Origin of the sequence: Lysinibacillus sp. NPDC048646, assembly GCF_050272295.1 — a bacterium.
Lineage (GTDB): Bacteria > Bacillota > Bacilli > Bacillales_A > Planococcaceae > Lysinibacillus.
Map to the genome: position 1 here is coordinate 46,761 of NZ_JBNNLZ010000013.1, position 26,506 is coordinate 73,266.

28 protein-coding genes are annotated in these 26,506 nt (G+C 38.7%); all 28 read left to right on the top strand.

Annotated elements, in window-relative coordinates:
- Positions 1–104: 104 nt before the first annotated feature.
- On the top strand, positions 105–308 hold the full coding sequence (gene rpmE / locus ACQKII_RS14640; RefSeq protein WP_010857976.1) for a 50S ribosomal protein L31: 204 nt from the start codon (positions 105–107) through the stop codon (positions 306–308).
- 312 nt (positions 309–620) lie between these two features.
- Positions 621–1,193, top strand: coding sequence for a thymidine kinase (locus ACQKII_RS14645; RefSeq protein WP_427460423.1), 573 nt, complete (start codon positions 621–623; stop codon positions 1,191–1,193).
- Positions 1,194–1,471: 278 nt separating this feature from the next.
- Entirely contained in the window at positions 1,472–2,548 is a 1,077-nt protein-coding gene (gene prfA / locus ACQKII_RS14650) for a peptide chain release factor 1 (protein WP_427460425.1), read from the top strand.
- Entirely contained in the window at positions 2,538–3,395 is an 858-nt protein-coding gene (prmC, locus tag ACQKII_RS14655; protein ID WP_427460427.1) for a peptide chain release factor N(5)-glutamine methyltransferase, read from the top strand. Before prfA ends, prmC begins: the two co-directional genes overlap by 11 nt.
- A gap of 44 nt (positions 3,396–3,439) precedes the next feature.
- Positions 3,440–4,021, top strand: coding sequence for a stage II sporulation protein R (locus ACQKII_RS14660; RefSeq protein WP_427460429.1), 582 nt, complete (start codon positions 3,440–3,442; stop codon positions 4,019–4,021).
- A gap of 102 nt (positions 4,022–4,123) precedes the next feature.
- Entirely contained in the window at positions 4,124–5,158 is a 1,035-nt protein-coding gene (locus ACQKII_RS14665; protein WP_427460431.1) for an L-threonylcarbamoyladenylate synthase, read from the top strand.
- Between the two features lie 141 nt (positions 5,159–5,299).
- The gene (locus ACQKII_RS14670; protein WP_427460433.1) at positions 5,300–5,806 is read left to right on the top strand and encodes a manganese efflux pump MntP family protein; all 507 of its coding nucleotides are present in this window, start codon (positions 5,300–5,302) and stop codon (positions 5,804–5,806) included.
- Between the two features lie 16 nt (positions 5,807–5,822).
- The gene (locus ACQKII_RS14675; RefSeq protein WP_427460435.1) at positions 5,823–6,263 is read left to right on the top strand and encodes a low molecular weight protein arginine phosphatase; all 441 of its coding nucleotides are present in this window, start codon (positions 5,823–5,825) and stop codon (positions 6,261–6,263) included.
- An 8-nt stretch (positions 6,264–6,271) separates the two neighbouring features.
- Positions 6,272–7,555: a methyl-accepting chemotaxis protein gene (locus tag ACQKII_RS14680; protein ID WP_427460437.1), complete on the top strand. Its 1,284-nt coding sequence runs from the start codon at positions 6,272–6,274 to the stop codon at positions 7,553–7,555.
- A 360-nt stretch (positions 7,556–7,915) separates the two neighbouring features.
- Positions 7,916–8,353 carry a ribose 5-phosphate isomerase B gene (gene rpiB, locus ACQKII_RS14685; protein WP_143997221.1) on the top strand — a complete coding sequence of 146 codons (438 nt, stop codon included), beginning with the start codon at positions 7,916–7,918 and terminating at the stop codon, positions 8,351–8,353.
- Positions 8,354–8,462: 109 nt separating this feature from the next.
- A complete protein-coding gene (locus tag ACQKII_RS14690; RefSeq protein ID WP_427460439.1) occupies positions 8,463–9,005 on the top strand; it encodes a TIGR01440 family protein in 543 nt (180 codons plus the stop codon).
- 57 nt (positions 9,006–9,062) lie between these two features.
- On the top strand, positions 9,063–10,304 hold the full coding sequence (gene glyA, locus ACQKII_RS14695; protein ID WP_427460441.1) for a serine hydroxymethyltransferase: 1,242 nt from the start codon (positions 9,063–9,065) through the stop codon (positions 10,302–10,304).
- 296 nt (positions 10,305–10,600) lie between these two features.
- On the top strand, positions 10,601–12,760 hold the full coding sequence (locus tag ACQKII_RS14700; protein ID WP_427460443.1) for an EAL domain-containing protein: 2,160 nt from the start codon (positions 10,601–10,603) through the stop codon (positions 12,758–12,760).
- A 268-nt stretch (positions 12,761–13,028) separates the two neighbouring features.
- Positions 13,029–13,658 carry a uracil phosphoribosyltransferase gene (upp, locus tag ACQKII_RS14705; protein ID WP_427460446.1) on the top strand — a complete coding sequence of 210 codons (630 nt, stop codon included), beginning with the start codon at positions 13,029–13,031 and terminating at the stop codon, positions 13,656–13,658.
- Positions 13,659–13,836: 178 nt separating this feature from the next.
- Complete coding sequence (gene wecB / locus ACQKII_RS14710; RefSeq protein ID WP_427460449.1) at positions 13,837–14,958, top strand: non-hydrolyzing UDP-N-acetylglucosamine 2-epimerase; 1,122 nt, start codon at positions 13,837–13,839, stop codon at positions 14,956–14,958.
- Positions 14,959–15,495: 537 nt separating this feature from the next.
- Positions 15,496–15,867: an ATP synthase subunit I gene (locus ACQKII_RS14715; protein ID WP_427460452.1), complete on the top strand. Its 372-nt coding sequence runs from the start codon at positions 15,496–15,498 to the stop codon at positions 15,865–15,867.
- A gap of 34 nt (positions 15,868–15,901) precedes the next feature.
- On the top strand, positions 15,902–16,615 hold the full coding sequence (gene atpB, locus ACQKII_RS14720; RefSeq protein ID WP_427460454.1) for a F0F1 ATP synthase subunit A: 714 nt from the start codon (positions 15,902–15,904) through the stop codon (positions 16,613–16,615).
- Between the two features lie 63 nt (positions 16,616–16,678).
- Positions 16,679–16,891: a F0F1 ATP synthase subunit C gene (atpE, locus tag ACQKII_RS14725; protein ID WP_010857993.1), complete on the top strand. Its 213-nt coding sequence runs from the start codon at positions 16,679–16,681 to the stop codon at positions 16,889–16,891.
- Between the two features lie 173 nt (positions 16,892–17,064).
- Positions 17,065–17,580 carry a F0F1 ATP synthase subunit B gene (atpF, locus tag ACQKII_RS14730; protein ID WP_427460456.1) on the top strand — a complete coding sequence of 172 codons (516 nt, stop codon included), beginning with the start codon at positions 17,065–17,067 and terminating at the stop codon, positions 17,578–17,580.
- Positions 17,577–18,113 carry a F0F1 ATP synthase subunit delta gene (locus ACQKII_RS14735; protein ID WP_427460458.1) on the top strand — a complete coding sequence of 179 codons (537 nt, stop codon included), beginning with the start codon at positions 17,577–17,579 and terminating at the stop codon, positions 18,111–18,113. Before atpF ends, ACQKII_RS14735 begins: the two co-directional genes overlap by 4 nt.
- A gap of 28 nt (positions 18,114–18,141) precedes the next feature.
- A complete protein-coding gene (gene atpA, locus ACQKII_RS14740; protein ID WP_427460460.1) occupies positions 18,142–19,650 on the top strand; it encodes a F0F1 ATP synthase subunit alpha in 1,509 nt (502 codons plus the stop codon).
- Between the two features lie 47 nt (positions 19,651–19,697).
- Entirely contained in the window at positions 19,698–20,555 is an 858-nt protein-coding gene (atpG, locus tag ACQKII_RS14745) for an ATP synthase F1 subunit gamma (RefSeq protein ID WP_427460462.1), read from the top strand.
- Positions 20,556–20,723: 168 nt separating this feature from the next.
- Complete coding sequence (gene atpD, locus ACQKII_RS14750) at positions 20,724–22,139, top strand: F0F1 ATP synthase subunit beta (RefSeq protein WP_427460464.1); 1,416 nt, start codon at positions 20,724–20,726, stop codon at positions 22,137–22,139.
- 24 nt (positions 22,140–22,163) lie between these two features.
- Positions 22,164–22,571: a F0F1 ATP synthase subunit epsilon gene (locus ACQKII_RS14755; RefSeq protein WP_427460466.1), complete on the top strand. Its 408-nt coding sequence runs from the start codon at positions 22,164–22,166 to the stop codon at positions 22,569–22,571.
- Positions 22,572–22,628: 57 nt separating this feature from the next.
- The gene (locus tag ACQKII_RS14760; RefSeq protein ID WP_427460468.1) at positions 22,629–22,868 is read left to right on the top strand and encodes a DUF1146 family protein; all 240 of its coding nucleotides are present in this window, start codon (positions 22,629–22,631) and stop codon (positions 22,866–22,868) included.
- A gap of 401 nt (positions 22,869–23,269) precedes the next feature.
- Positions 23,270–24,583, top strand: a complete 1,314-nt coding sequence (murA, locus tag ACQKII_RS14765; protein WP_427460470.1) for a UDP-N-acetylglucosamine 1-carboxyvinyltransferase — start codon at positions 23,270–23,272, stop codon at positions 24,581–24,583.
- 126 nt (positions 24,584–24,709) lie between these two features.
- Positions 24,710–25,645, top strand: a complete 936-nt coding sequence (spoIID, locus tag ACQKII_RS14770; RefSeq protein ID WP_427460472.1) for a stage II sporulation protein D — start codon at positions 24,710–24,712, stop codon at positions 25,643–25,645.
- Between the two features lie 37 nt (positions 25,646–25,682).
- A complete protein-coding gene (locus ACQKII_RS14775) occupies positions 25,683–26,336 on the top strand; it encodes a M23 family metallopeptidase (RefSeq protein WP_143997237.1) in 654 nt (217 codons plus the stop codon).
- Positions 26,337–26,506: the final 170 nt, after the last annotated feature.

Consider the following 26,506-nt stretch of genomic DNA (forward strand, 5'->3'; position numbering starts at 1 on the left):
AAGTATGTAACGTGTACATATGTAGCCGACATATTCGGGCTATGTAAGGTGCAGTTCGATAATACTCTGTTCCAGATGGTTCAGGGCGAGAGGAGAAAACGAATATGAAACAAGGAATTCATCCAGACTACAAAGAAGCAACAGTAACTTGCTCTTGTGGTAACACTTTCAAAACTGGTTCAGTAAAAGAAAACATCGTTGTCGAGTTCTGCAACGACTGTCACCCATTCTACACTGGCCGTCAAAAATTCGCGTCTGCTGATGGTCGCGTGGATCGTTTCAACAAAAAATACGGTCTTAAAAACTAATGTTAGTTTAATACCTGCCAAGCATGTGCTTGGCAGGTATTTTTTTCAGTAAATAGTGAGTGTGTGTACGGTCTTTTTGTTCAATTACGCCTGCTGCCGCTTCGCTTTCACGTCAAAAATATTTGGCGTCTGGATTTTGAATAGTGTTTAAGCAGCATGCATATGAGCCGACACGATGTCGTTTTGTTGTAATTGCTAAAGGTGGCGTTTTTACCGATACAGGTCAATGAAGCAAAGTCGCTAACCACCATGGGAAAATTCTACTGCATAAAGTGAGAATCCATGATCGATAGAGGAAAGGGAGAAAACAAAATGGCGCAGTTATACTTTAAGCATGGCGCGATGAATAGTGGTAAATCAATTGAGATATTAAAAGTTGCGCATAACTATGAGGAACAACAAAAGCCAGTGATGATCTTTACATCTGGGCTTGATACGCGAGATGAGGTAGGATATGTCTCAAGTCGAGTGGGGTTACGACAACAAGCCACCCCTGTCTATGAAGATACAAATATTTATGAACTTGTGAAAAATAATGTCATGAAACCATATTGTGTACTTGTCGATGAAGTACAGTTTTTAAAAAAAGCGCATGTGTTGCAATTAGCGAATATTGTGGACGAGCTGGATATTCCAGTGATGGGCTTTGGTTTGAAAAATGATTTTCAAAATGAGCTGTTTGAAGGCAGTCAGTATATGCTTACATATGCAGATAAAATTGAAGAAATGAAAACAATTTGTTGGTTCTGTCATAAAAAAGCGACAATGAATTTACGGGTTGATGAAAATGGGCATCCTGTCTACACAGGTGACCAAATTCAAATTGGCGGCAATGATTCCTACTTTCCTGTATGTCGCAAATGTCACGCACATCCATCACTATAAAGAAAGTGTGAAAATGCCAATTGCCTGTTGTCGCATTGCTATAGCAACAGTTACAAAACAGCAAGTGTTGCGGTAAATGTGAGCCCGACTTTGTATGTATTGGTTGTAGCGACTTAAAAGAAGGTAACGCTTTAACTAAATAAGAAAAAGTAGCATACATGCGAAATTTTTCTTATACTAAGTAGTGGAATTAATGAAAATTACTATACTTCAATTACGTTAGGGCGTAATTGTCGTCCGCTGAATAAAACTAAATAACTAAATAGAGGTGAAACCCCATGTTTGATCGACTGCAAGCCGTAGAGGATCGCTATGAAAGGCTGAATGAGCTTTTAAGTGACCCTGATATTGTGAACGACAATAAAAAATTACGTGATTATTCAAAAGAACAGTCTGATATTCAGGAAACAGTAGATGCCTATCGTGAATATAAAGAAGTAAAAGCGCAATTAGCAGATGCACGTGAAATGTTAGATAACGAAAAAGATCCTGACATGCACGAGATGGTGAAGGAAGAGTTCAATTCCTTAAAAGAACAGCAAGAGGAATTAGAAGAACGCTTACGTGTGTTACTAATCCCGAAAGATCCAAATGATAATAAAAACGTTATTATGGAGATTCGTGGTGCAGCTGGTGGTGACGAGGCGAATATTTTTGCAGGGGATTTATTCCGCATGTATTCGCGTTATGCAGAAACACAGGGCTGGAAAATTGACATTATGGAAGCAACGCCAAACCCAATGGGCGGCTATAAAGAAGTTATTGTTATGATTAACGGGCAAGGTGCGTATTCAAAATTCAAATTTGAAAATGGTGCACACCGCGTACAACGTGTGCCAGCAACAGAATCACAAGGCCGTATTCATACATCAACAGCAACAGTTGCGTGCTTACCTGAGGTTGAAGAAGTAGACGTTGAAATTCATGAGAAAGATATCCGTGTTGATACATTTGCATCTTCTGGTGCGGGTGGTCAGTCAGTAAATACAACGATGTCAGCTGTTCGTATGACTCACTTACCAACAGGTGTTGTCGTATCCATGCAAGATGAGCGTTCTCAAATTAAAAACCGTGAAAAAGCAATGAAAATTCTTCGAGCGCGTGTAGCTGATAAGTATTTGCAAGAAGCACAAAAGGAAGTCGATGCAACACGTAAATCAGCAGTAGGTTCGGGAGACCGCTCCGAGCGTATACGCACATACAATTATCCACAAAACCGCGTGACAGACCACCGCATTGGTTTAACGATTCAAAAGCTTGATCAAATCGTCGAGGGTAGACTGGACGAAATCATTGATGCACTTATTTTAGAAGAGCAGGCATCAAAGCTTGAGCGATTAAACGATGATTTATAAAAATGTGATGGAGGCCCTTGATTGGGCTTCTTCTTTTTTAGTGGATAATGGGCGTGAAGAAACAGCAGCACGCATTGTGATGCAGCACATATTAGGCACTTCATATTCAGGTGTCATGCTACACTTGCAGGATGTATTAAGTATTGAGCAAGGTGAACAATTTGTAGCGCTAATTGAGGAGCATGCCAACGGACGTCCTGTGCAATATTGTGTCGGTAGTGAAGAATTTTATGGTCGTACGTTTTTAGTGGATGAATCGGTGCTTATTCCTAGACCGGAAACAGAGGAGTTAGTACTTGGAACTGTAAATCGTATCGGTCAAATATTTCAAGATAAAGCATTGAAACTAGCAGATATCGGTACAGGTAGTGGTGCAATAGCTATTTCTATGAAGCTAGAGTGCCCTGAATTAATAGTAGTGGCAACAGATTTATCGGTTGCAGCCCTATCAACAGCCCAAAAAAATGCACGATTGTTAGCAGCAGATATTGATTTTCGACTTGGGGATTTAACGGAGCCACTTGTAGGGGAGAAATTTGATGTTGTACTATCGAATCCTCCATATATAGCATTTGATGAAGCGCAGGAAATGTCTAATATAGTTTTGGAGCATGAGCCGCATAGCGCGCTCTTTGCTGAAGAAGATGGACTCATGTTGTATCGTAAATTAGCGGAACAATTGCCTGCACTTATGAACAGGCCATCTCTCATTGGTCTTGAAATTGGTTATACGCAAGGGGAACAGGTGGCGAAATTTTTTAAGGATAGTTTTCCACAGGCTACTGTTACCGTAGGAAAAGATATTAATGGAAAACCTAGAATGATTTTTTGTGAGATTCATGTATAAAGAATCTCCTTCTTGACAACAATGTGGAGCAAGGAGGGATTTTTATGTTGAATGAATACAAGATTATTAGATTACCTAAACAAAATATCTTACTAGCTTTTGTGAGGCTAGTATTAATGGCGATAGTTTTACAATTATGTATTTTATATATTCCATCATTAATAGGCGCTGCACAGGGAACGACGAATAGTGAGCAAGAGAACGATTTTCGTATAAGAGTGATTGCAAATAGTAATACGGCTAGCGATCAATTAGAAAAAGAGCAACTTGTGAAAGATTTGAAACCTTATTTTAATCTAGTAGCTGCTACTAATGCTGTGGATAGTGAGCAATTTGTAACATTAAAACAGCAAATTGAAGAAGAATTAAAAGTAAATTATCCACAAGTACGTACACAGGTTGAACTTGGGGATAACTTATTTCCACCAAAGAGACAAGATGCGATGTTTTATCCACAAAATATGTACCATTCCATCGTCGTGAAAATAGGTGATGCACGTGGTGACAACTGGTGGTGTAGCATATTTCCGTCCGTTTGTGAACCAGAAAAAGAGGATGAAGTGGAAGAAGAACAAGAACAGGTGACATTCTTTATTTGGGAATGGATTAAAGGCTTATTCGAATAAATTGTGCACAAATTCAGATAACTTATACACAATTTTAAGTAAGTTATTAACAAAATGTGGATAAATTCAGTAAATACGAACAATTGAAAGAAGGTATTCGTCATGGAAACCGTTTGTAAGATTGTGGACAGTAATGTGAATAGTCAGACGAATTATACACAGGCTGTGGATATCTTAAATGCAGGTGAGGTTGTGGCATTTCCCACTGAAACGGTTTATGGTTTAGGCGCTGTTGCAACAAATGATTGTGCTGTAAAAAAAATATTTGAGGCAAAAGGTCGCCCTTCAGATAACCCACTCATTGTCCACATTGGTACAAAAGAAGAAGTTAAGCTTTATATAGAAGATATTACAGAAGTTGCATTAAAATGCATGGATATATTCTGGCCGGGTCCTCTTACGCTAGTTATGCCGGTAAAGCCAAACGTGCTAGCGAAAAGTGTGACAGCAGGATTGAACACTGTCGGAATGCGAATGCCAGATCATCCAGTTGCATTAGCATTACTCCAACAGATTAAAAAACCACTTGCTGCGCCAAGTGCAAATCGTAGTGGAAAGCCAAGTCCAACTGAAGCGATTCATGTAAAGGACGATTTACAAGGCTATATACCATATATCTTAGACGGAGGTTCTACAGGCATTGGTCTTGAATCAACTGTGCTTGATGTTACGCACGAACCACCGGTCATTTTACGTCCTGGTGGTATTACGAAGGAAATGCTTGAGGAAGTAATTGGACCAGTTATTCAGCCTACAAAAATAGAACAGAAAATGGCGTCTACACCGAAAGCCCCAGGCATGAAATATACGCATTATGCTCCGAATGCACCTGTATACTTAATTGATTGTGATAAGGAGAAGGTGGCACAGGCCATTTTGCACCTTCAATTAGAAGGGCATAAAGTCGCGCTACTTGCACCAGAAAGTTTTGGTATTATCAAGACAGATTATTATTTCTCGATTGGCGAAGCGGGTATTAAAGAAGAGATGGGTGCGGCGTTGTACCATGCATTACGTGCTTGTGATAAAACGCAAGCCTCATTGATATTAGCGACGACAACATCGACTGAAGGTGTCGGTGCAGCCATTATGAATAGACTTGAAAAAGCAGCTGGTGGAAAATGGTATGCGAAATAAAATAAAAACTCATCTATTTTACAATAAATAGGTGAGTTTTTTAGTTACCAATAGATTTAATAAATGTATGCCGGAAATTATGATAATACTGTATTTTCTAGCATAAAATGATAAAATATTAGGTAGCGAGGGAGTGCGTTCTTGCAGGGAATTCTTGCAGGTATTTTAACGTCAGTTGATGTAATTGGTTTATATGTATTAATACCAAATATTAGATATCGATTATTATTGTCAGTGTGGACGGCGGCATTGCATATGCTTTTCCCATTGTTAGGATTTGAATTAGGGAATTATTTAGTGCGCTTCTTGTTAGAATGGGGGCAATGGATTTCAAGTATTTTATTGTTTAGTATTGGCCTGCATTTACTATTAGTTTCACATAAAGATGAAAAAGTAACGATTTCACCTGTCCTTTTAGCCGTGACTGCCAGCCTTGATACCTTTTCAGTAAGTGTTTCTTTTGGTATGCTAAATTTAGAGAAAACGATTTTTATCATTAGTGCAGGAATGAGTGCTCTTATTTGTTCTTATGGGGCGTTAGTCATTGCCCGTAGGAGTCAGGTTTTTTTGGGAAAGAATATTCAAATTATTGCAGGCATTATTTTTATCATTATGAGTATTCTAGCTATCCAGCAAAATGTTAATTAGTAGGAGGGTGATAAGTGTGAATATACTATTTGTGTGCACAGGAAATACTTGTCGCAGTCCAATGGCAGAAGTAATTTTGAAACATAAACAAATTGACAATATTGAGGTTCGTTCAGCAGGTATTTATGCTATGCCTAACGCTGAAATGTCTGCACATGCGCAACAAATACTGAATGAAGCGAATATGACACACCAGCATTTAGCAACGCAATTATCGGGAACTGAAATGAACTGGGCAGATTTAATTTTAACAATGACAGCAGCTCATAGAGATGCAGTCATCGCTAATTTTCCTTATGCAGAAGGGAAGGTCTTTACACTTAAAGAATATACAAGTGTAGGTAGTTTAGAAAATGTTGTAGATCCGTATGGTGGCAGTAAAGCAATCTATGAAGAAACATTTACAGAGTTAAAGGAATTGGTAGATCGATTAGTAAAAAAACTTAAAAAGAATTGAGGAGCACTATGAAAAAAAAGTTTGGCTTACGACTTAAACTTATATTATTTGTCGGCATTCTTGCGCTAATCACATATAGTATCAGTTTTATATTCATTGAATATGTACAACCTACCTTTTTCCCAGAAATCAATCGTAGGCTGTTTGAAGTGTTTACTTATATATTAGGGATTGCTTGGTCAAGTATCCTCGCAGGAATATTCAGTGTTATATTAATCAAACCTTTACAACAACTTGAATATTCGGCTTCTCGCGTAGCACAAGGAAAAATTGGACAGGATGTAAAAATGCCGAAAACGAATGATGAGATTCACTCGGTTGCAGAGGCATTCCAACAAATGGTGCTAAATTTACGACAAATGGTGGAAAGTATCGATCAAAACTTCCAACAAACGAACCAATCGATTATCCAGTTATCTGACGAAGCAGGGGTTGCAACAAAAAAAGCAGAAGGAATAGCGTCTACAGTGAAGCATATTTCCACTGGTGCAGAGGCATCAGCTACGGCAGTACAGGATACAGCCGAGGCAATTGAAGATGTCCGAGCGCTTGCAACTAAAGTGAATAGTAGAGCGGAACAGTCAGCAACGCAAACAAAAGAAATTTTACATAATTTAACGACAACAACGAAAGCTATTGAAACATTGGTCAATAGTATTCAGCAAATTGCGGCTGGCAACAATGAGGCATTAGTAAGTATTCGCGCGCTAGAAGATAATGCTGTGCAGGTAGAACGTATTATTAGCTTGGTTGGCGACATCGCATCACAAACAAATTTACTAGCGTTAAATGCATCTATCGAAGCAGCGCGAGCTGGGGAGCACGGAAAAGGCTTTGCAGTTGTCGCTGAAGAAGTACGTGGCTTAGCGGATGAAAGTGCAAAAGCCGTACAAGGAATAACATCTCTTATCCAAACAATGCAGCAAAATGTTGGTGTTGTCGTTAAACAAATGAATCAACAGGTATCCTTTGCCACAAAAGAGGCTGCGCGTGTCTCAGAAACGACGTCCGCTGTAGAGGGTATGTCCTCAAGTGTACACGAGATGGCGACGTCAATTGTGGAAATTTCTTCATTAATAGAACAACAAATGTACAATATTGAAACAACGGCTAGACAATCACAGGAAGTAGCAGCAATTGCTCAGGAAACCTCGGCTGGTGCTCAGGAAGTTCGCAGTGCTGCAGAGGAACAAGCGTATGCAATAGAGCAGGTTGAGCAACTAGCACAGGACTTGAAAAAACAATCCGAAGAACTTCATAAAATGATTCAACAATTTGATAGACAAGCTTAGCTTGAAAAACGAATTCATTAGATAAACTAGTGAGTTCGTTTTTTTTTTCGCTCTCGTTATAAATTCACTATAATTAGTTTTTTGTAAAAAATATTGAAATAGTATGTCCATTGTAGCTAGAAAAGTAGAAAACCTTCAGAAGATGGAATATTAAAACAAAAGACCATAAACCGAATTTATCAACATGATATTCACATTATCCACAGATAAATCAACTAAAAAATGAACGTTTTTTTATGTAATAACAAGAAATGTTCGTCTTTCAGGAGAAATCAGCATAAAAATGCAAGAATAATCGTGTTATTATTGAGAGAGAAGTGGTAAACTAGTGTTGACTATAATTCGAAATGAGGGAACCCAGTGAGAATAGCAATTTCTTCTGATCACGGAGGCAATAACTTACGACGTGAGATTATGCAACTGTTAGATGAGCTAAATATTAGCTACGAAGATTTTGGTCCACAATCTGCGGATTCAGTAGACTATCCTGATTATGCAAAGCCAGTATCTGAGGGTGTTGCGAACGGGGAATTTGATAAAGGTATTTTAATTTGTGGCACAGGGATTGGCATGTCCATCGCAGCAAACAAAGTAAAAGGAATTCGTTGTGCTTTAGTACACGATGTATTTAGTGCAAAGGCAACGCGTTGCCATAATGATTCGAATATTTTAGCGATGGGTGAACGCGTTATTGGCCCTGGTCTTGCACGTGAAATCGCCAAAACATGGCTTGAAACAGATTTTGAAGGCGGCCGTCATACACGTCGCGTAGAAAAAATCGCTGAATTAGAACAATAAGAACTAGCATTTACGATCATTAACATGTGACAATCGCTGGCTGAATATGGTCAGGCGATTTCTGCGTGTGACGTAAATGCCAAGACGTCTAAATAAGGGGCTGAGCTTAGTGATTGTACAGCAAATACAAACGCAATTGACTCAGTTACTCAGTGAATTCGAAGAGCAGGTAACCTTACGACCGAATACTATTTTTGTCGTAGGCTGCTCTACGTCTGAAGTGATTGGTCAGAAAATTGGCACAGCAGGCGCACTTGAAACCGCAGAGGCAATTTTTGAGCCATTATTGGCATTTGCAAAGAAGCATCAGTTGCATTTAGCGTTCCAAGGCTGTGAGCATATTAATCGCGCTATCACTATAGAAGCAACAATAGCAGAACAATTTGGCTATGAACCAGTAGCTGTTGTCCCTGTCCGTACAGCAGGTGGATCCATGTCAGCTTATGCGTATACACAGTTTGTAAAGCCTGTTGTAGTAGAGACAGTGCTTGCGAATGCAGGTATCGACATTGGTCAAACACTAATTGGCATGCATTTAAAGGCAGTAGCTGTTCCTGTTCGAACAACTGTCCGAACTGTGGGAGAAGCTGTTGTCACAATTGCAACAACACGTCCGAAGCGAATAGGCGGCGAGCGTGCTGTATATAAGTAACACTACTTCTTTTAAGAAGTACATTAAAAAACCATTACTTAGGAGGCTTTTTCAAACATGACATTCGAAAAATTAGCAGTACAAGACAAAGCAGTATTAGATGGGATTTTAGCAGAAAAAAAACGTCAACAAGCGAATATTGAGTTAATCGCATCAGAAAACTTTGTATCTGAAGCAGTTATGGAAGCACAAGGTTCAGTTCTTACAAATAAATATGCGGAAGGCTACCCTGGCAAACGCTACTATGGTGGCTGTGAACACGTAGATGTTGTGGAAGATATCGCACGTGACCGTGTAAAAGAAATTTTCGGCGCAGAATATGCAAACGTACAACCTCATTCTGGTGCACAAGCAAATATGGCAGTATACCATACAATCTTAGAACCAGGTGATACAGTTCTTGGTATGAACCTGTCTCATGGCGGTCACTTAACTCATGGTTCACCAGTAAACTTCTCAGGTATTCTTTATAACTTCGTGGAATACGGTGTAACAAAAGATACACAGGTTATCGACTATGAAGATGTACGTCAAAAAGCATTAGAACATAAACCAAAACTAATCGTTGCAGGTGCATCTGCTTACCCACGTGAAATTGACTTCTCTAAATTCCGTGAAATTGCTGATGAAGTAGGCGCATATTTTATGGTAGATATGGCACACATTGCAGGTCTTGTAGCTGCGGGTGAGCATCAATCACCAGTACCATATGCTGATTTTGTTACTTCTACAACGCATAAAACATTACGTGGTCCACGCGGTGGTTTAATTCTTGCTTCTAAAGATTGGGAACAAAAGTTAAATAAATCTGTTTTCCCTGGTATACAAGGTGGTCCATTAATGCATGTAATCGCGGCAAAAGCTGTAGCATTCGGCGAAGTATTACTGCCAGAATTCAAAGACTACGCAAAACAGATTAAAGCAAATGCGAAAGCATTAGCAGAAGTGTTAATTGCAGAAGGTGTTGAAATCGTTTCTGGTGGGACAGATAACCACTTATTACTTCTTAACGTAAAATCTCTTGGCTTAACTGGTAAGGTAGCAGAGCACGCGCTAGATGCAGTAGGTATCACAACAAATAAAAATACAATCCCTTACGATACTGAATCTCCATTCGTTACTTCTGGTATCCGTATTGGCACACCTGCAGTTACTTCTCGTGGCTTTAAAGAAGAAGACATGAAAGAAGTTGGTGCGATTATCGCTACGGTACTTAAAAACCCAGAAGATGAAGCAGTGAAAGCAGAAGCTAAAGATCGCGTAATAGCTTTAACTGACAAACATCCATTATACGTATAATTATTATCAATAAGGCTGTGCCTAAAGTGTATTATTTCACTTCAGGCACAGCCTTTCTTTTTTTTTGAAAAGCAGGTAAAACGATAAAGAGTATAAATTATTCAATTACCTAAGTAAAATAATCCTATTTTTGATTTTTTTTACATAAAATAAATAAGAAAGGAAATATTTAAGTGGTTGAAGGACAAATAATGACCTGATAGAGAAGAATTTTTTATAAAAGTGACAAAATATTGAATTTTTATGTACAATATAAATGACATGGTGGTTAATGTGTTACAGACGGGAGGGGTTGGATGATTGCTAAAGCGAGAGACTTACAAAATAATATTTTATTAACTACTATTCGTAAATTAGGTGATAACTCTGAAGAGAGTTACGTGATATTTGATGCGAAAAAGAATTATAGCATCATAGATTGGAATGATTCTTTTTGTAAACTTACGAACGCTACAAGTTCACAAATACTAAACAAAGATTATTTTTCAATGCTTCCTAGTAAAATGCAAATGACAACAATTGAAATGATTAAGGAAAAAGTACATAACGGAGCAATGGTAAAAGCAAAACTTCACCATAATTGCTTTGAAAAGCCTCCTTTTTGGGCGGAAATACAGGCGCTTCCTTTTCAAAATAATGAGGATGAAACATTATTTGTATTATTACTTGTAAAGGATGTTACGTATTACCATACTGAGGAATTTTTAATCTGTCTTGAGAAAGCGATGTATGAGGCAATTGAAAAGGACAATCCCTTTGATAAAAAAATGGGTATTGTCTGTAAGTCTATAAATGAATTTTTTATGCCATATGTGAACAGCATGATACTTATAAAAACGGAAGCAAATCAATTTCGGGTTTTCACGGCTAATTGTAACAGTAGTGAATTATCTGAGATAAGTGATTGCAATGAATTTTATCATAGAGCTATGCAGGAAGAAGCATTTATTTTAGCTGAAAATTTAGAAGAAATTGAGCTTCCACTAGCACATAAAAAGTTTGCCACTTCATTCAATAAGCGATCAGGCTGTTTCGTTCCAATTCGCAATCAACAACAACAAGTGATAGGCTTGTTTGCGATATTCCATAACCACTATCCGAGTGATCCTACATTCGTTGTGAATGTGTTTGGAAAGATCGGATCACTTGTAGCGTTAGCGTATGCTTATGCAAAAACGCAGAAAAAAATATGGGATTTAGCATATATGGATATCACGACTGGATTGCCCAATCGCCATAGTTTTGTAAATAGGATAGAAAATGAGAAAGAGCAGGGACAACGTGGCTTTATAAAAATCTTAAAGCCTAGTGAATTTCATCAAGTTGTAGAATTATATGGTCGAGAAGCTGGGGACGAGCTATTAAGACAAATTGCAAAACGACTCAATGAAAATAAAAATGAGCATAATGAATATATCGCTCGATTTACAAGCTCTAGTCTCATTATTTCGTATATGACTCCCCATGAAGATTTGACGAATTATGATAGACGTATAAAAGAATTAATACGCCAGCCATTCACGATAGTTGGTAAGCAAATATACATTACGTTAAAAACCGGAATTGCTTCATTCGATAAGGATATTAAAATTGCTGACGCCATACGCTTTGCAGATAACGCTTTATCCTATGCGGTCAATAAATCTGGAACTCATATGGAAGTGTTTACAAAGGAACGAAATGATGTATTAGAGCAGCAAATGCAGGTTTTGAATCATTTATCCCATGCGCTCAAGAACAAAGAGATTTCCGTGAATCTACAACCAAAAGTAGATTTACGAACAGGGGAGATTCAAAGTATTGAAGCACTCGCTCGTTGGATTTCACCGACGCTTGGCTTTGTATCACCTGCTGCATTTATACCAGTTGCGGAGAATGCGGGAAAAGTGCGAGAAATTGATACGCAAATATTAGAACAGGTTCTTGCGTGGCTAGCGGAACGGCAAGGATTGGGAAAAAAATTGGTGAAGGTTGCAGTGAATATTTCACCTGACCATTTTTACTACCCTCAGTTTGTGCAGGATATATTGCAGTTAGTCCAAAAATACAATATTGATCCAAGCTATATTATATTAGAAGTAACTGAAAATATTGGTTTAGTAGATTTCCAAACAGCACTAGCTATTATTCAAGAACTAAAGAGTTATGGTTTTAAAACGTCCGTGGATGACTTTGGGACGGGCTTTTCTTCCCTAAGCTATCTGCAAAGACTGCCATTTACTGAATTGAAAATTGACCGAAGCTTTATTAGCGATATTAATGATGCGGCTACACTTGCTATTGTCCGTTCGATTATTCAACTTGCTTTAAATCTAGGAATGACATCCGTAGCTGAGGGTATAGAAAACGAGGAACAGGTTGAAATATTACGTGCACTTGGTTGTACGGTTGGACAAGGTTACTTCTATTATAAACCAATGCCGATTGAGCAACTTGATGCCATATTAGATGTATAAATCGCATTTACATGTAGCTAACATTCTGGAAAAGGAACCGTCTTGAATTAAATTTTGAGACGGCTCCTTTTTTCTGTTATACTAGTTGAGATAAAATGAAACTTTAATCGATGGGGTATTCCATCGATTATTAGTTGAAATAAATCGGGTACTTACAGATGCTTAATCCCCACTGAAACTTCTTGCTTAGACTTCATTTTGAGGTGGTGTTTTAGCATCCGTTAGTACGGGATAAAAATGAAATCCGAACTGTTAGGAGAGAACCCCTTTGAGCAAAGTATACGTATTTGATCATCCACTAATCCAACATAAGTTAACTTATATTCGTGATAAGAAAACAGGAACAAAAGAATTCCGTGAGCTAGTAGACGAGGTCGCAACATTAATGGCATTTGAAATCACACGTGATATGCCAATAGAAGAGATTGAAATTGAGACACCGGTTACAGTTGCAAAAACAAAAGTTCTTTCTGGTAAAAAACTTGCTATCGTACCGATTTTACGTGCAGGTATCGGCATGGTAGACGGTGTTTTAAAGCTAATTCCAGCAGCGAAAGTTGGTCATATCGGTCTTTATCGTGACCCAGAAACATTAAAACCTGTAGAGTATTATGCAAAACTGCCAGCAGACGTAGAAGAACGTGATTTCATCATTGTAGACCCAATGCTTGCAACAGGTGGTTCAGCAGTAGAGGCGATCAACTCATTGAAAAAACGTGGTGCGAAAAGCATTAAATTTATGTGCTTAATTGCTGCGCCAGAGGGTGTAAAAGTAATTCAAGAAGAGCATCCAGATGTAGACATCTATATTGCTGCACTTGATGAAAAGTTGGATGACCATGGTTATATTGTACCTGGCTTAGGTGATGCAGGAGACCGTCTATTCGGTACAAAGTAAGAAGTAATTTGTAAACGAATAGCTATGTTTGACTTGTAAAGCAACTTTATAACTCTTGAAAGCGTCCTTCTTAATTGAAGGACGTTTCATAGTATATCTAGGCAATTACGCCACCAACGGAGAAATAGTCGTAATTGAACTTTTTTGTACAATATAACAAAGGACGGTGCAAATCGTTTTGACGAAAAAATGGAAAGTGATGACGATATTCGGTACGAGACCAGAGGCGATTAAAATGGCTCCACTTGTATTGGAATTACAAAAACATCCTGAGCAAGTAGAAGCGATTGTGACAGTAACGGCACAACATCGCCAAATGCTCGATCAAGTATTGGAAACATTTAAAATTACACCAGACTATGATTTAAATATTATGAAGGATCGTCAAACTTTAATTGACGTGACAACTAACGCTTTGCAAGGCTTAGACAAAGTCATGAAGGAAGCAAAGCCTGATATTGTTTTAGTACATGGTGATACCGCAACAACTTTTATTGCGAGTTTAGCCGCGTTTTATAACCAAATTGCAATTGGACATGTGGAAGCGGGTCTTCGTACATGGAATAAATATTCACCTTACCCCGAAGAGATGAACCGTCAGTTAACGGGCGTGATGGCTGATCTTCACTTCGCACCAACGGAAGTATCTAAGAAGAATCTTTTAGATGAAAACAAAAATCAAGACACTATTTTTGTGACAGGTAACACGGCTATAGATGCATTAGCAACGACAGTTAGTGAGAACTATACGCATCCTGTATTAGACAAAATAGGCAATGATCGCATGATTTTATTGACAGCTCATAGACGTGAAAATTTAGGGGAGCCAATGCGCCATATGTTCCAAGCGATTACGCGTATTTTATCAGAGCATGAGGATGTACAAGTTGTCTATCCTGTGCATATGAATCCAGCTGTTCGAGAAATTGCTAATGAAATTTTAGGAGATAATGAGCGCGTGCATTTAATTGAACCGCTCGAAGTATTTGATTTCCATAACTTTGCGGCAAACTCGTACATGATTCTAACTGATTCGGGTGGCGTTCAGGAGGAAGCACCTTCACTAGGGAAGCCAGTGCTTGTCCTACGTGATACGACGGAGCGTCCAGAAGGCATTGCGGCAGGAACTCTAAAGCTAGCAGGAACTGAAGAGGAAACGATTTATTCGCTAGCAAAACAATTATTAGTAGATACAAATGTATATGAAGAAATGGCAAAAGCATCGAATCCTTATGGGGATGGACATGCTTCAGAACGTATAGTAAAGGTTCTCTTAGAATTTTTGCATAAAAGCAAATAATATACTATTTTCAAAACAAAAAATAAGTCAAATGTACCTTTTTTAACTGTGAGGCTAATTTACGAGCATATTTATGTCGTAAATTAGCTTTTTTATGCATAAATGCGAAAAATATTTCACAGTATATGATATTTCATACACAAATTTGTCAACAATTTGACAAGAGTATAGAGGCTGTGAAGTTTTTCTCCTTTACTAATTGACTTCAAATATCACCTATTGTATGCTTACAAAGGGTAAGAATGATAAGGGTTTCTAATCGTTAATAGACGTTGAAACACTTGTTATATCAAGTTTCTACTGAATTGACAGTTAAAACAAACGCTGTCGATTTGCAACGTTTTGTGCGTTTCGGTTTAACACCGAGTAAGTAAGGGGTGTAAGGCATTATTAGGGATTTACACCTGTAATTTCATGATAACGCTCCCATTACTATTCCGCTGTGAGTAGTGTTTTTCACTGCTCTTTTCTGATTTCACAAAGTGGTCAGCAAACGTTTTCTTTACTCGAAAAAATGATTCAGGAGACTACAAACCAATGCTAGATTTGCATCACATTTTTGCTGTGCAGAAGAGAGCGTTATTTTTTTTGCTCGCACTTTGCGCATTAGGCTGGGGCTTGACGTCCTATCAATCTGTTTTTGCGGGTATCGCAATCGGAGCATTTTTTGGTACGTATAATTTTTGGATTTTAGTTCGCCGTATGGAGAAGTTTGATCGTTCCATTAGTGAAGGGAAGAAAATAGGCTCGCTTGGTTCAGCACTTCGCTTCGGATCAGGTGTGGCGGCAGTCGCTATAGCCATTTCGTTGCCAGACTATTTTCACTTAATTAGCACGGTCATAGGGCTAATGATTCCGTACGTTTTTCTCTTTGTCGAGAGAATTGTATCTCATGTAAGGAACCACTAATGTGCTTTATTAGAAAGAGAGGTGAAAAATAACAATGAATCATGAAGCTCCGTTATGGACACCAGTCAGTTTCTTAACTTTTAACTTATCTACAGTTATGATGCTACTAGTTGCAGCAACAGTCGTATTCTTAATCGCAGTTATCTCAACTAGAAGCTTAAAGTTGAAACCAACCGGTATGCAAAACTTTATGGAATGGATTATGGATTTCGTAAAGAATATCATTAAAAGCAACATGGACTGGAAAACAGGTGGACGTTTTCATATTTTAGGTATCACACTTATTATGTTTATCGCAGTATCTAACTTATTAGGTCTTCCATTCTCTATCGTCTATGACCATAAACTTTGGTGGAAATCACCAACAGCTGACCCAACTGTTACTATGACACTTGCAGCAATGATTTTAGTATTAACGCAATACTATGGTATCAAAATGAAGGGGACAGGCCATTATGTTGGTACATTCTTCAAACCGATGTCATTCATGTTCCCACTTAAAATCATTGAAGAGTTTGCAAACACATTAACACTAGGTCTGCGTCTTTACGGTAACATTTATGCGGGTGAAATTTTACTTACATTAATCGCAGGTTTAGCAACATCTGGATTTGTCGGTGCAATTGGTGCGATCGTACCAATGATGGCATGGCAAGGTTTCTCTATTTTCATTGGCTTAATCCAAGCCTTTATCTTCACAATGTTAACAATGGTTTACATGGCTCATAAAGTGAGCGATGACCATTAATATAAAGCATAATTTTTATGCTTAAAACAAAAAAACATACAATTCCAAGGAGGAAATTTTCAAATGGGTTTATTAGCAGCAGCAATCGCAATCGGTTTAGGTGCACTTGGTGCAGGTATCGGTAACGGTCTTATCGTTTCAAAAACAGTAGAAGGTATCGCTCGCCAACCAGAAGCACGTGGCGTTCTTCAAACAACAATGTTCATCGGGGTTGCATTAGTTGAAGCCCTTCCGATCATCGCAGTAGTAGTAGCATTCATCGTAATGAACAAATAATTCAGTTGTCTACTGAATTTTAGTAGTGGCGAAGCAGGATTCTCCAGATGAAACTTCGCCCTTCATTTTGGAACTGATTAAAGCTATGTGCAAATATAGCTTTTTAAAATAGGTAAGTTTTCGAAACAAATTATTATGTTGAAGTCAAAGCTCTTGAAGGGAGTGAAACAATCGTGTTTTTAGATAATCTTGTACTAGGTGCAGGCGCTTTTAACGGCGGTGACATCGTTGCAACATTAGCGATTTTCTTAGTATTAATGCTTCTACTTAAAAAGTTCGCTTGGGGTCCACTTATGGGCATCATGCAACAACGTGAAGAATTAGTAGCTAGTGAGATTGAAGCAGCTGAAAAAGCGCGCAAGGATTCGCACAAATTTTTAGAAGAACAAAAGAGCCTTCTTAAAGAAGCTCGCACAGAAGCACAATCGATTGTTGAGGGCGCTAAGAAGCAAGGCGAAATGCAAAAAGAAGATATTCTTACTGCAGCTCGCAATGAAGCTAACCGCTTAAAAGAATCGGCTTTACGTGAAATTGAGTCTGAAAAAGAAAAAGCTATCGCAGCTGTACGTGATGAAGTCGTTTCATTATCTGTACTTGCAGCATCTAAAGTCCTTAGCAAAGAGATTTCTGAGGCAGACAACCGTGCTCTGATTGAAGAGACGATTGCGAAGGCAGGGGAAGCTCAATGAGTAATTCAACTGTAGCAAAACGTTATGCTCAAGCGCTTTTTGAATTAGCACAGCAAAAGAGTATTCTTGCAGAAGTTGGTTCAGACTTAAGCGAGCTAACAAAAGTCGTAAAAGAATCGCCAGATTTCTTAACGCTTTTAAGCGCACCTAAGTTCTCTATCGAACGTAAGAAACAATTGGTAGCTACTATCTTTGCAGGTGCAACACCTGAATTTTTACACACAATTCAACTTCTTGTTGAGAAAAAACGTGTAAACGAAGTAACGCTAATTGCAGACGCTTATGCTGAACTTGCTGCACAAGCACAAGGTTCTGCAGACGCAACTGTATTCTCAACTCGTGCACTTTCTACAGAAGAAAGCGCTAAAATTTCTGCAACGTTTGCAAAACTTGTTGGAAAACAATCATTAAACATTACAAACGAAATCGATCCATCATTATTAGGTGGTATTCGTGTTCAAATCGGTAACCATATTTATGATAGCTCAGTAGTGAACAAGCTTGAGCGTCTAAAACGTGAATTAATCGGTTAATAATTTAGAAATGTGAGAGGTGACATACATGGGCATCAAGGCTGAAGAAATAAGCAGTCTGATTAAACAACAGATTGAGAATTATGAATCTGAACTTAAAGTAAGCGAAGTTGGTACAGTTATCCGTATTGGTGACGGTATCGCTCTTGCTCATGGCCTCGACAACGCCATGGCTGGAGAACTTTTAGAGTTCTCTAACGGTGTTATGGGTATGGCTCAAAACCTAGAAGAAGGTAACGTTGGTATCGTAATCTTAGGTCCATACACAGACATCAAAGAAGGCGATGAAGTTCGTCGTACAGGTCGTATTATGGAAGTACCAGTTGGTGAAGAACTAATTGGCCGTGTTGTAAACCCACTTGGTCAACCAGTGGATGGACAAGGTCCTATCAACACTACAAAATCTCGTCCAATCGAAAGCCCAGCTTTCGGTGTAATGGCTCGTAAATCAGTACATGAACCATTACAAACTGGTATCAAAGCGATTGACGCTTTAGTACCAATCGGTCGTGGACAACGTGAGTTAATCATTGGTGACCGTCAAGTAGGTAAAACATCTGTAGCAATCGATACAATCTTAAACCAAAATGGTGAAAACATGATTTGTATCTATGTTGCAATCGGTCAAAAAGAATCTACTGTACGTGGTGTAGTTGAAACTTTCCGTAAACACGGTGCATTAGATTACACAATCGTTGTAACTGCAGCAGCATCTCAACCTGCTCCATTATTATACTTAGCACCATTTGCTGGTGTTTCTATGGCAGAAGAATTCATGTTACAAGGTAAGCACGTTTTAATCGTGTATGATGATCTTTCTAAACAAGCATCAGCTTACCGTGAACTTTCACTTCTTCTACGCCGTCCTCCAGGTCGTGAAGCATACCCTGGTGACGTATTCTACTTACACAGCCGCTTACTTGAACGTGCTGCGAAGTTAAATGAAACTTACAACTGTGGTTCTATCACAGCTCTTCCATTCGTAGAGACACAAGCTGGGGATATCTCTGCATACATCCCAACTAACGTAATCTCAATTACTGATGGTCAAATCTTCTTACAATCTGACTTATTCAACTCAGGTGTACGTCCAGCGATCAACGCAGGTCTTTCTGTATCACGTGTAGGTGGATCAGCTCAAATTAAAGCAATGAAAAAAGTTGCGGGTACACTACGTCTTGACTTAGCTGCATTCCGTGAGCTTGAATCATTTGCTCAATTCGGTTCAGATTTAGATAAAATTACACTTGCTAAACTTGAGCGTGGTAAACGTACGGTTGAAGTGCTTAAACAAGACCTAAACAAACCACTTAAAGTTGAAAAACAAGTTGCGATCCTTTATGCATTAACTAAAGGTCATTTAGATGATATTCCAGTACAAGATATCGTTCGTTTCGAAAACGAATTCTTAAGCTGGTTAGATTCAAACCACACTAACGTTTTAGATCATGTTCGTACTACAAAAGAACTTGCATCAGACGCTGAGTATGAAGCAGCATTAACTGCATTCAAAAAAACTTTCGCTAAATCTGAATAAGCTCGAGATAGTCACTTGACTAAAAAACAAAAGGTGGTGAAATACCAGTGGTAAACTTACGCGAAATAAAAGGTCGTATTAATTCTACAAAGAGTACGAAACAAATTACGAAAGCGATGCAGATGGTTTCTTCTTCAAAGTTACGTCGTGCAGAGCAAAATGCTAAAGCTTACGTTCCTTACATGGAAAAAATCCAGGACGTAGTAGGCGCAATCGCAGCAGGTACAAAAGACAGTGGACACCCAATGTTAACTGCTCGTCCTGTAAAGAAAACAGCTTACTTAGTCATTGGTTCTGACCGTGGTCTTGCAGGTGCTTACAACTCAAGTATCCTACGTCAAGTACAACGTACAATCAACGAGCGTCATAAATCAAAAGACGAATACGTGATTTTAGCAGTAGGTCGTGTTGTTCGTGATTACTTTGTGAAACGTGATCATAATGTCATCAGCAGTGTTGTTGCTCTTCCTGACCAACCAGTATTCGCTGATATTAAAGAAATCGCTCGTAATGCTGTTGGTATGTTCATTGACGGTACGTATGATGAACTTTATATGTACTACAATCACTTTGTCAGCGCAATTGCTAACGAAGTGACAGAGAAAAAACTTCTTCCATTAACAGATATTGCACCTGTAAACAGTAAGGCTTCTTATGAATTTGAACCATCTGGTGAAGCAATTCTTGAAGTATTACTTCCACAATACGCGGAAAGCTTAGTTTATGGCGCATTATTAGATGGAAAAGCAAGTGAACATGCTTCTCGTATGACTGCTATGAAAAATGCAACTGATAATGCATCTGATCTTATTGCAGATCTTTCGTTGCAATATAACCGTGCACGTCAAGCAGCAATTACACAAGAAATTACAGAAATCGTTGGTGGAGCTGCAGCCTTAGAATAGGCTCGGTTCACCAATGTCGTATAAGGTTAGAAAAGCTGAGTGCGTTCGTATAGACGCGACAAGTGCTTGGAATCAGCAAAGCGTGCTTACATGTGGGTGCTGAGCCGAAGCAACCTCGAGCGGGCTACGCGCAAAGCTAGACACCAATCGATAGGAGGGTACACAGTAATGAATAAAGGACATGTTATTCAAGTAATGGGTCCGGTTGTTGACGTAAAATTCGAAAACGGCCAATTACCAGCAATCTATAACTCATTAACAGTTAAGATTGAACGTCCTAATGAAGAACCAACAATTCTTGCATTAGAAGTTGCACTTCATTTAGGTGATGATTCTGTTCGTACAATTGCAATGTCATCTACTGATGGCTTACAACGTGGGGCAGAAGTAACAGACTCAGGAAAAGCTATCTCAGTACCAGTTGGTGAAGTTACTCTTGGTCGCGTATTCAACGTACTAGGAGAAGTAATCGACTTAGGTGAAGAGATTCCTGCTGACGTTCGTCGTGATTCAATTCACCGCGAAGCACCATCTTTCGATGAACTTTCAACAACAGTTGAAATTCTTGAAACAGGTATCAAAGTAGTAGACTTATTAGCACCATATATCAAAGGTGGTAAAATCGGTCTATTCGGTGGTGCTGGTGTAGGTAAAACAGTATTAATCCAAGAATTAATCAATAACATCGCACAAGAGCACTCAGGTATCTCTGTATTCGCCGGTGTAGGTGAGCGTACTCGTGAAGGGAACGACTTATTCTTCGAGATGAGCGATTCAGGCGTTATCAAGCAAACAGCGATGGTATTCGGTCAAATGAACGAACCACCAGGTGCACGTATGCGTGTAGCTTTAACTGGTCTTACAATGGCAGAATACTTCCGTGATGAGCAAGGTGCTGACGTACTTTTATTCATCGACAATATCTTCCGTTTCACACAAGCAGGTTCTGAGGTTTCTGCCCTATTAGGTCGTATGCCTTCTGCGGTAGGTTACCAACCAACACTTGCAACAGAAATGGGTAAACTACAAGAACGTATCACATCTACTAACAAAGGATCTGTAACTTCTATTCAAGCGATCTATGTACCAGCCGATGACTATACTGACCCGGCTCCAGCTACAACTTTCGCCCACTTAGATGCAACTACTAACCTTGAGCGTAAATTATCTGAAATGGGTATCTACCCTGCGGTTGACCCATTAGCTTCGACTTCACGTGCATTATCACCTGAAATCGTAGGCGCTGAGCACTACGCTGTGGCTACTAGTGTACAACGTACAATCCAACGTTACCGTGAATTACAAGATATCATTGCAATCTTAGGTATGGATGAGTTATCTGATGATGATAAACAAACAGTAGAACGTGCTCGTCGTATTCAATTCTTCTTATCTCAAAACTTCCACGTTGCGGAACAATTCACTGGTCAACAAGGTTCTTATGTACCTGTTAAAGAAACTGTTCGTTCTTTCAAGGAAATCCTTGAAGGTAAATACGATCACTTACCAGAAGATGCTTTCCGTTTAGTTGGTTCAATTGATGAAGTAGTTGAAAAAGCGAAGAGCATGGGCGTAGAGGTTTAATACTAGGGACGAGGAGGAAAAAATATGAAGACAGTTACAGTCAATATTGTCACTCCCGACGGCCCAGTATACGATTCTGAAGTAACAATGGTAATCGCGAAAACAACTTCAGGTGAAATTGGTGTACTTGCTGGCCATATTCCGATGGTAGCTCCACTTGCAATTGGTGCAGTGAAGCTTAAAAAAGAAAATGGCTCAACTGAGCTTGTAGCTGTAAGCGGTGGTTTCATTGAAGTTCGTCCAGAAAAGATTTCAATTTTAGCTCCTTCTGCTGAAGTGGCTGAAAGTATCGATGTTCAACGTGCTAAAGAAGCCGTTAAACGTGCTGAAGGACGTATTCAAGGTAAACAAGATAACATTGATTTCAAACGTGCTGACCTAGCATTAAAACGTGCGTTGAATCGTATCAACGTTCATGAGGGTAATAGCTAATTCAATTTTTAACGGGCAGATTTAATTTCTGCCCGTTTTTTAAATGGAGGAATCAACGTGGAAATTTATGAAGCTGTAGGGCAAGAAGCTTTAATGGGTATTGTATCTCATCTATTTTTTATTGCTATCACATTTTACGCTTTGCAGGCCTTCATGTTAGATAAGCTGTTTAAGAAAAATAAAGTATTTCAAATACAGTTAATTTATATATTGTTGAGTATTGCAATTGGCACTGCCATATCGAATTTCTTTTTACAAATTTCAAGCTGGTCTGGTCAACTGCCGTACTTATTTTAATTCTATTATGTAAAAGTGCTCAACTATATTTTTGTGGAGTAATTTTATACGTACATATTTCAAAGGGCTCCATAAGATGTTTTATGAGGTCCTTTGAAATATGTACTGCGTGCTTTAATAAATTTATACAAATTTTGTTTTTTGTTCACAAAACTATGGGTATGTATTAGAAATTGAGGCAGTTGTTCCATGTTATAGGTCATTCACAAAAAAAAAAATAATGCGTACAATAAATAAATAGTAAAATATCAACAAATGCCTTAAAATAGTGATTTTGATGCTTGAACTAGCGTGTGAAAAGTTGTACTATAGAGTTGTTTGTTTACTGATTATGACATTATACATCTTTTTTTAAAATAAATATTCGATAGCTTAAGAGATTGAATTCGGAGGGACGTAGGGTGGAAAAAATTATAGTGACTGGCGGCCAAAAACTACAGGGAAAAGTTCGTGTAGAGGGCGCAAAAAATGCAGTGTTACCAATCCTAGCAGCAGCTTTACTTGCTTCTAAAGGAGAGAATGTAATTAAAGAAGTCCCTAACTTAGCAGATGTCTATACAATTAACGAAGTATTAAAAAGCCTAAATGCTGATGTTACATATATACCTGAAGAAAACACTGTATATATCGATACAACGAAAGAACTATCTAGCGAAGCTCAGTTTGAATATGTAAGTAAAATGCGTGCTTCAATTTTAGTCATGGGTTCTTTACTAGCTCGAAATGGTTTTGCACGAGTTGCTTTACCGGGAGGCTGTGCAATCGGTTCTCGTCCAATTGAATTACATTTAAAAGGTTTTGAAGCAATGGGGGCAAAAATCTCATTTGGACACGGTTATGTAGAAGCAAAGACTGAGGGTCGTTTAAAGGGAGCAAATGTTTATTTGGACTTCCCTAGTGTTGGAGCTACAGAAAATATTATGACTGCTGCATCTTTAGCAATTGGCACCACAGTGATCGAAAATGCTGCAAAAGAGCCTGAAATTGTAGATCTTGCAAACTTCATAAATAGTATGGGTGGTCGTGTCATCGGTGCAGGTACGAATACGATTCGTATTGAAGGTGTTGACACATTATATGGAACAGAACATCATATTATTCCTGACCGTATTGAAGCAGGTACATTTATGGTAGCGGCAGCGATTACTAAAGGTGATGTAACTATTGAAAACGCTGAACCAGAGCATATGACGGCATTAATTGCAAAAATGCGTGAAATGGGTGTAGAAATTACAGAGCTAGATGAAGGGATACGCGTACGTGTACCGAATGCTTTAAAAGCGGTAGATATTAAAACTATGCCACATCCGGGCTTCCCTACAGACATGCAATCACAGATGATGGCGTTAATGTTGACAGCAGAAGGTACGAGTATTATTACAGAAACGGTATTCGAAAATCGTTTCATGCATGTAGAAGAGTTCCGTCGCATGAATGCTGGTGCTAAAATTGAAGGGCGTTCTGTGTTTATCGAAGGGCCTGTTAACCTTCAGGGGGCTGAAGTAATGGCTACAGATTTACGAGCAGCGGCTGCACTTATTTTAGCTGGCCTTGTTTCAGAGGGAGTTACACGTGTTACAAAGCTTCATCACTTAGACCGTGGTTATGTAGATTTTCACGGCAAGCTAGCTTCACTTGGCGCAGATATTGAGCGTGTGGCAACAATGGAAGTTGTATCGAATGAAAAATCAACTATTCATATTCCAGCCAATTAAATAGAACAAAAAAACCCTTTGCTAACATGTGGAGCAAAGGGTTTTTCGTTGTTGTTGAGGGGAAGGCATGAGGCACTTCCATTTCTTTGCGCACATAATTAGATGAAATCTAGCATATTATTCCTTATGAAAAAATGGATGATGAGTATAGGGATTATTTGTTTAATTGGTGCATTATATATGCTTCCAGTGGCATTTAGTGAGAGAAAAGTGGACGACAGTCCTCCGCCAAGTACGGAGCAAGCTTGTGAAATACTTATAGAAGTGGAGGGGCAGAAGGAAAAAATCCCTTTAGAAACGTATATAACAGGAGTTGTAGCAGCAGAAATGCCAGTTTCATTTAAAAAAGAGGCTTTAAAAGCACAAGCTATTGCGGCAAGAACTTATGCGTTGAAAACGACAAATTACGGCAAAAAAGCAATTGCACCAACTGTTGCTAGACAAGTTTTCTATGATAAGAATCAAAGAAAAGCCAATTGGACTAGCAATTTCCCAGGAAATGAAAAGAAAATTGTCGAGGCGATTACAGAAACGAAAGGACAAGTTCTTCTTTATAATAATGAATTAATTACTGCAATGTTTCATTCAACAAGTAATGGTAAAACTGAGAGTGCCTATGGTTACAGCGGCAATGAGATTCCGTATTTACAAAGTGTTGCAAGTATTTCAGATCAATCATCCCCAAAATTTACTTCAATGGAAGAATGGACATTAGCTGAATGGAATGCTTTGTGGCCAATTAAATGGCAAGCAGCTGATTTTAGTCGCTTACAGTTGTTCCTAAACGATTCAGGGCGTGTTGAACGATTGCAATTAGGCAATAATGTATGGACAGGGCGCGAAGTACGTACACTTTTGCAATTGCCATCTACTGACTTTAATATTTCGTTTGATAAGAGTACGGGTAAAGTAAATGTGACAGCACAAGGATATGGCCATGGCGTAGGGATGAGTCAGTATGGTGCAGAGGCAATGGCGGGTGAAGGAAAAACCGCTGCAGAAATTTTACACTATTATTATCAACAAATTGAGATAAAAACGATAGATGCATGTTTAAAATAACTTCTAGTTGTTCACACTGCAACTAGAGGTGATGAAAATGAGAGAGGATAAAAATAGTAAAACTTCTCAAAAAGGACAGTTACAGAAGAAACCTTGGTTTTGGCCAGCGGTGTATGCAGGTGGCGCTCTAATGCTAGCAGGTATGTTATTTGGTTACAATAGTCTCGTATCAAAAGTAGAAGAGGCTCCGTTACCAGATTTAGCGCAAGTGGAACCAGGTCCAGTAGTTGAAACCAATGCACGTACAGAAAACATGAAGTATCCATTCAAGGAAACGAATCTTAGTAAAGTACAAGTTTCACAGGAATTTTATGAGCTAGAAGCCAATGAAGAGTCACGTGAGAATGCCTTAATGGTATTCAATCAAACATTCACAACTTCTTCAGGGATTTCACTTTCTATGAATGGGGAAGAATTCGAAGTTGTTGCAGCTATGAGTGGTAAAGTACTAGAGGTAAAACTAGATGCATTCACTGGCAATAAAATCGTACTAGAGCATGCGAATGGTATGCAAACGCATTATAGTTCTGTGAAGGACATTGCAGTGAAAGAAGGCGACGAGGTGACACAAGGTCAGGCACTAGGAAAAGCGACTGACAATGAGTGGAATCAAGCAGCAGGCGTTCACATGCATTTTGAAGTACTAGAAAACGGGAATTATATTAATCCAAAAAAATTACTAGCATTTTAAAAACTACATTCGCGCAAGTTCGTTTCTGTCATAGCACTTTCGCACTGACAAAACATCCGTATACGAAAAGTGCTGACCTAAAAAGCCACGAACTGTGGCTTTTTTTGCGTGATCATAAACATTATGGAGCAATAAGAAACGCGCACTTGGAGAAGGAAGCTTGGAATTTT

Bases quoted from the DNA above. Each gene is read 5' to 3' on its own strand.
- atpD (WP_427460464.1), top strand. From the start codon at position 20,724: ATGAATAAAGGACATGTTATTCAAGTAATGGGTCCGGTTGTTGACGTA.
- prmC (WP_427460427.1), top strand. From the start codon at position 2,538: ATGATTTATAAAAATGTGATGGAGGCCCTTGATTGGGCTTCTTCTTTT.
- ACQKII_RS14665 (WP_427460431.1), top strand. From the start codon at position 4,124: ATGGAAACCGTTTGTAAGATTGTGGACAGTAATGTGAATAGTCAGACG.
- rpmE (WP_010857976.1), top strand. From the start codon at position 105: ATGAAACAAGGAATTCATCCAGACTACAAAGAAGCAACAGTAACTTGC.
- ACQKII_RS14700 (WP_427460443.1), top strand. From the start codon at position 10,601: ATGATTGCTAAAGCGAGAGACTTACAAAATAATATTTTATTAACTACT.
- ACQKII_RS14755 (WP_427460466.1), top strand. From the start codon at position 22,164: ATGAAGACAGTTACAGTCAATATTGTCACTCCCGACGGCCCAGTATAC.
- ACQKII_RS14715 (WP_427460452.1), top strand. From the start codon at position 15,496: ATGCTAGATTTGCATCACATTTTTGCTGTGCAGAAGAGAGCGTTATTT.
- atpB (WP_427460454.1), top strand. From the start codon at position 15,902: ATGAATCATGAAGCTCCGTTATGGACACCAGTCAGTTTCTTAACTTTT.
- ACQKII_RS14660 (WP_427460429.1), top strand. From the start codon at position 3,440: ATGTTGAATGAATACAAGATTATTAGATTACCTAAACAAAATATCTTA.
- ACQKII_RS14645 (WP_427460423.1), top strand. From the start codon at position 621: ATGGCGCAGTTATACTTTAAGCATGGCGCGATGAATAGTGGTAAATCA.
- atpA (WP_427460460.1), top strand. From the start codon at position 18,142: ATGGGCATCAAGGCTGAAGAAATAAGCAGTCTGATTAAACAACAGATT.
- ACQKII_RS14775 (WP_143997237.1), top strand. From the start codon at position 25,683: ATGAGAGAGGATAAAAATAGTAAAACTTCTCAAAAAGGACAGTTACAG.
- atpE (WP_010857993.1), top strand. From the start codon at position 16,679: ATGGGTTTATTAGCAGCAGCAATCGCAATCGGTTTAGGTGCACTTGGT.
- prfA (WP_427460425.1), top strand. From the start codon at position 1,472: ATGTTTGATCGACTGCAAGCCGTAGAGGATCGCTATGAAAGGCTGAAT.
- spoIID (WP_427460472.1), top strand. From the start codon at position 24,710: ATGAAAAAATGGATGATGAGTATAGGGATTATTTGTTTAATTGGTGCA.
- ACQKII_RS14735 (WP_427460458.1), top strand. From the start codon at position 17,577: ATGAGTAATTCAACTGTAGCAAAACGTTATGCTCAAGCGCTTTTTGAA.
- glyA (WP_427460441.1), top strand. From the start codon at position 9,063: ATGACATTCGAAAAATTAGCAGTACAAGACAAAGCAGTATTAGATGGG.
- ACQKII_RS14680 (WP_427460437.1), top strand. From the start codon at position 6,272: ATGAAAAAAAAGTTTGGCTTACGACTTAAACTTATATTATTTGTCGGC.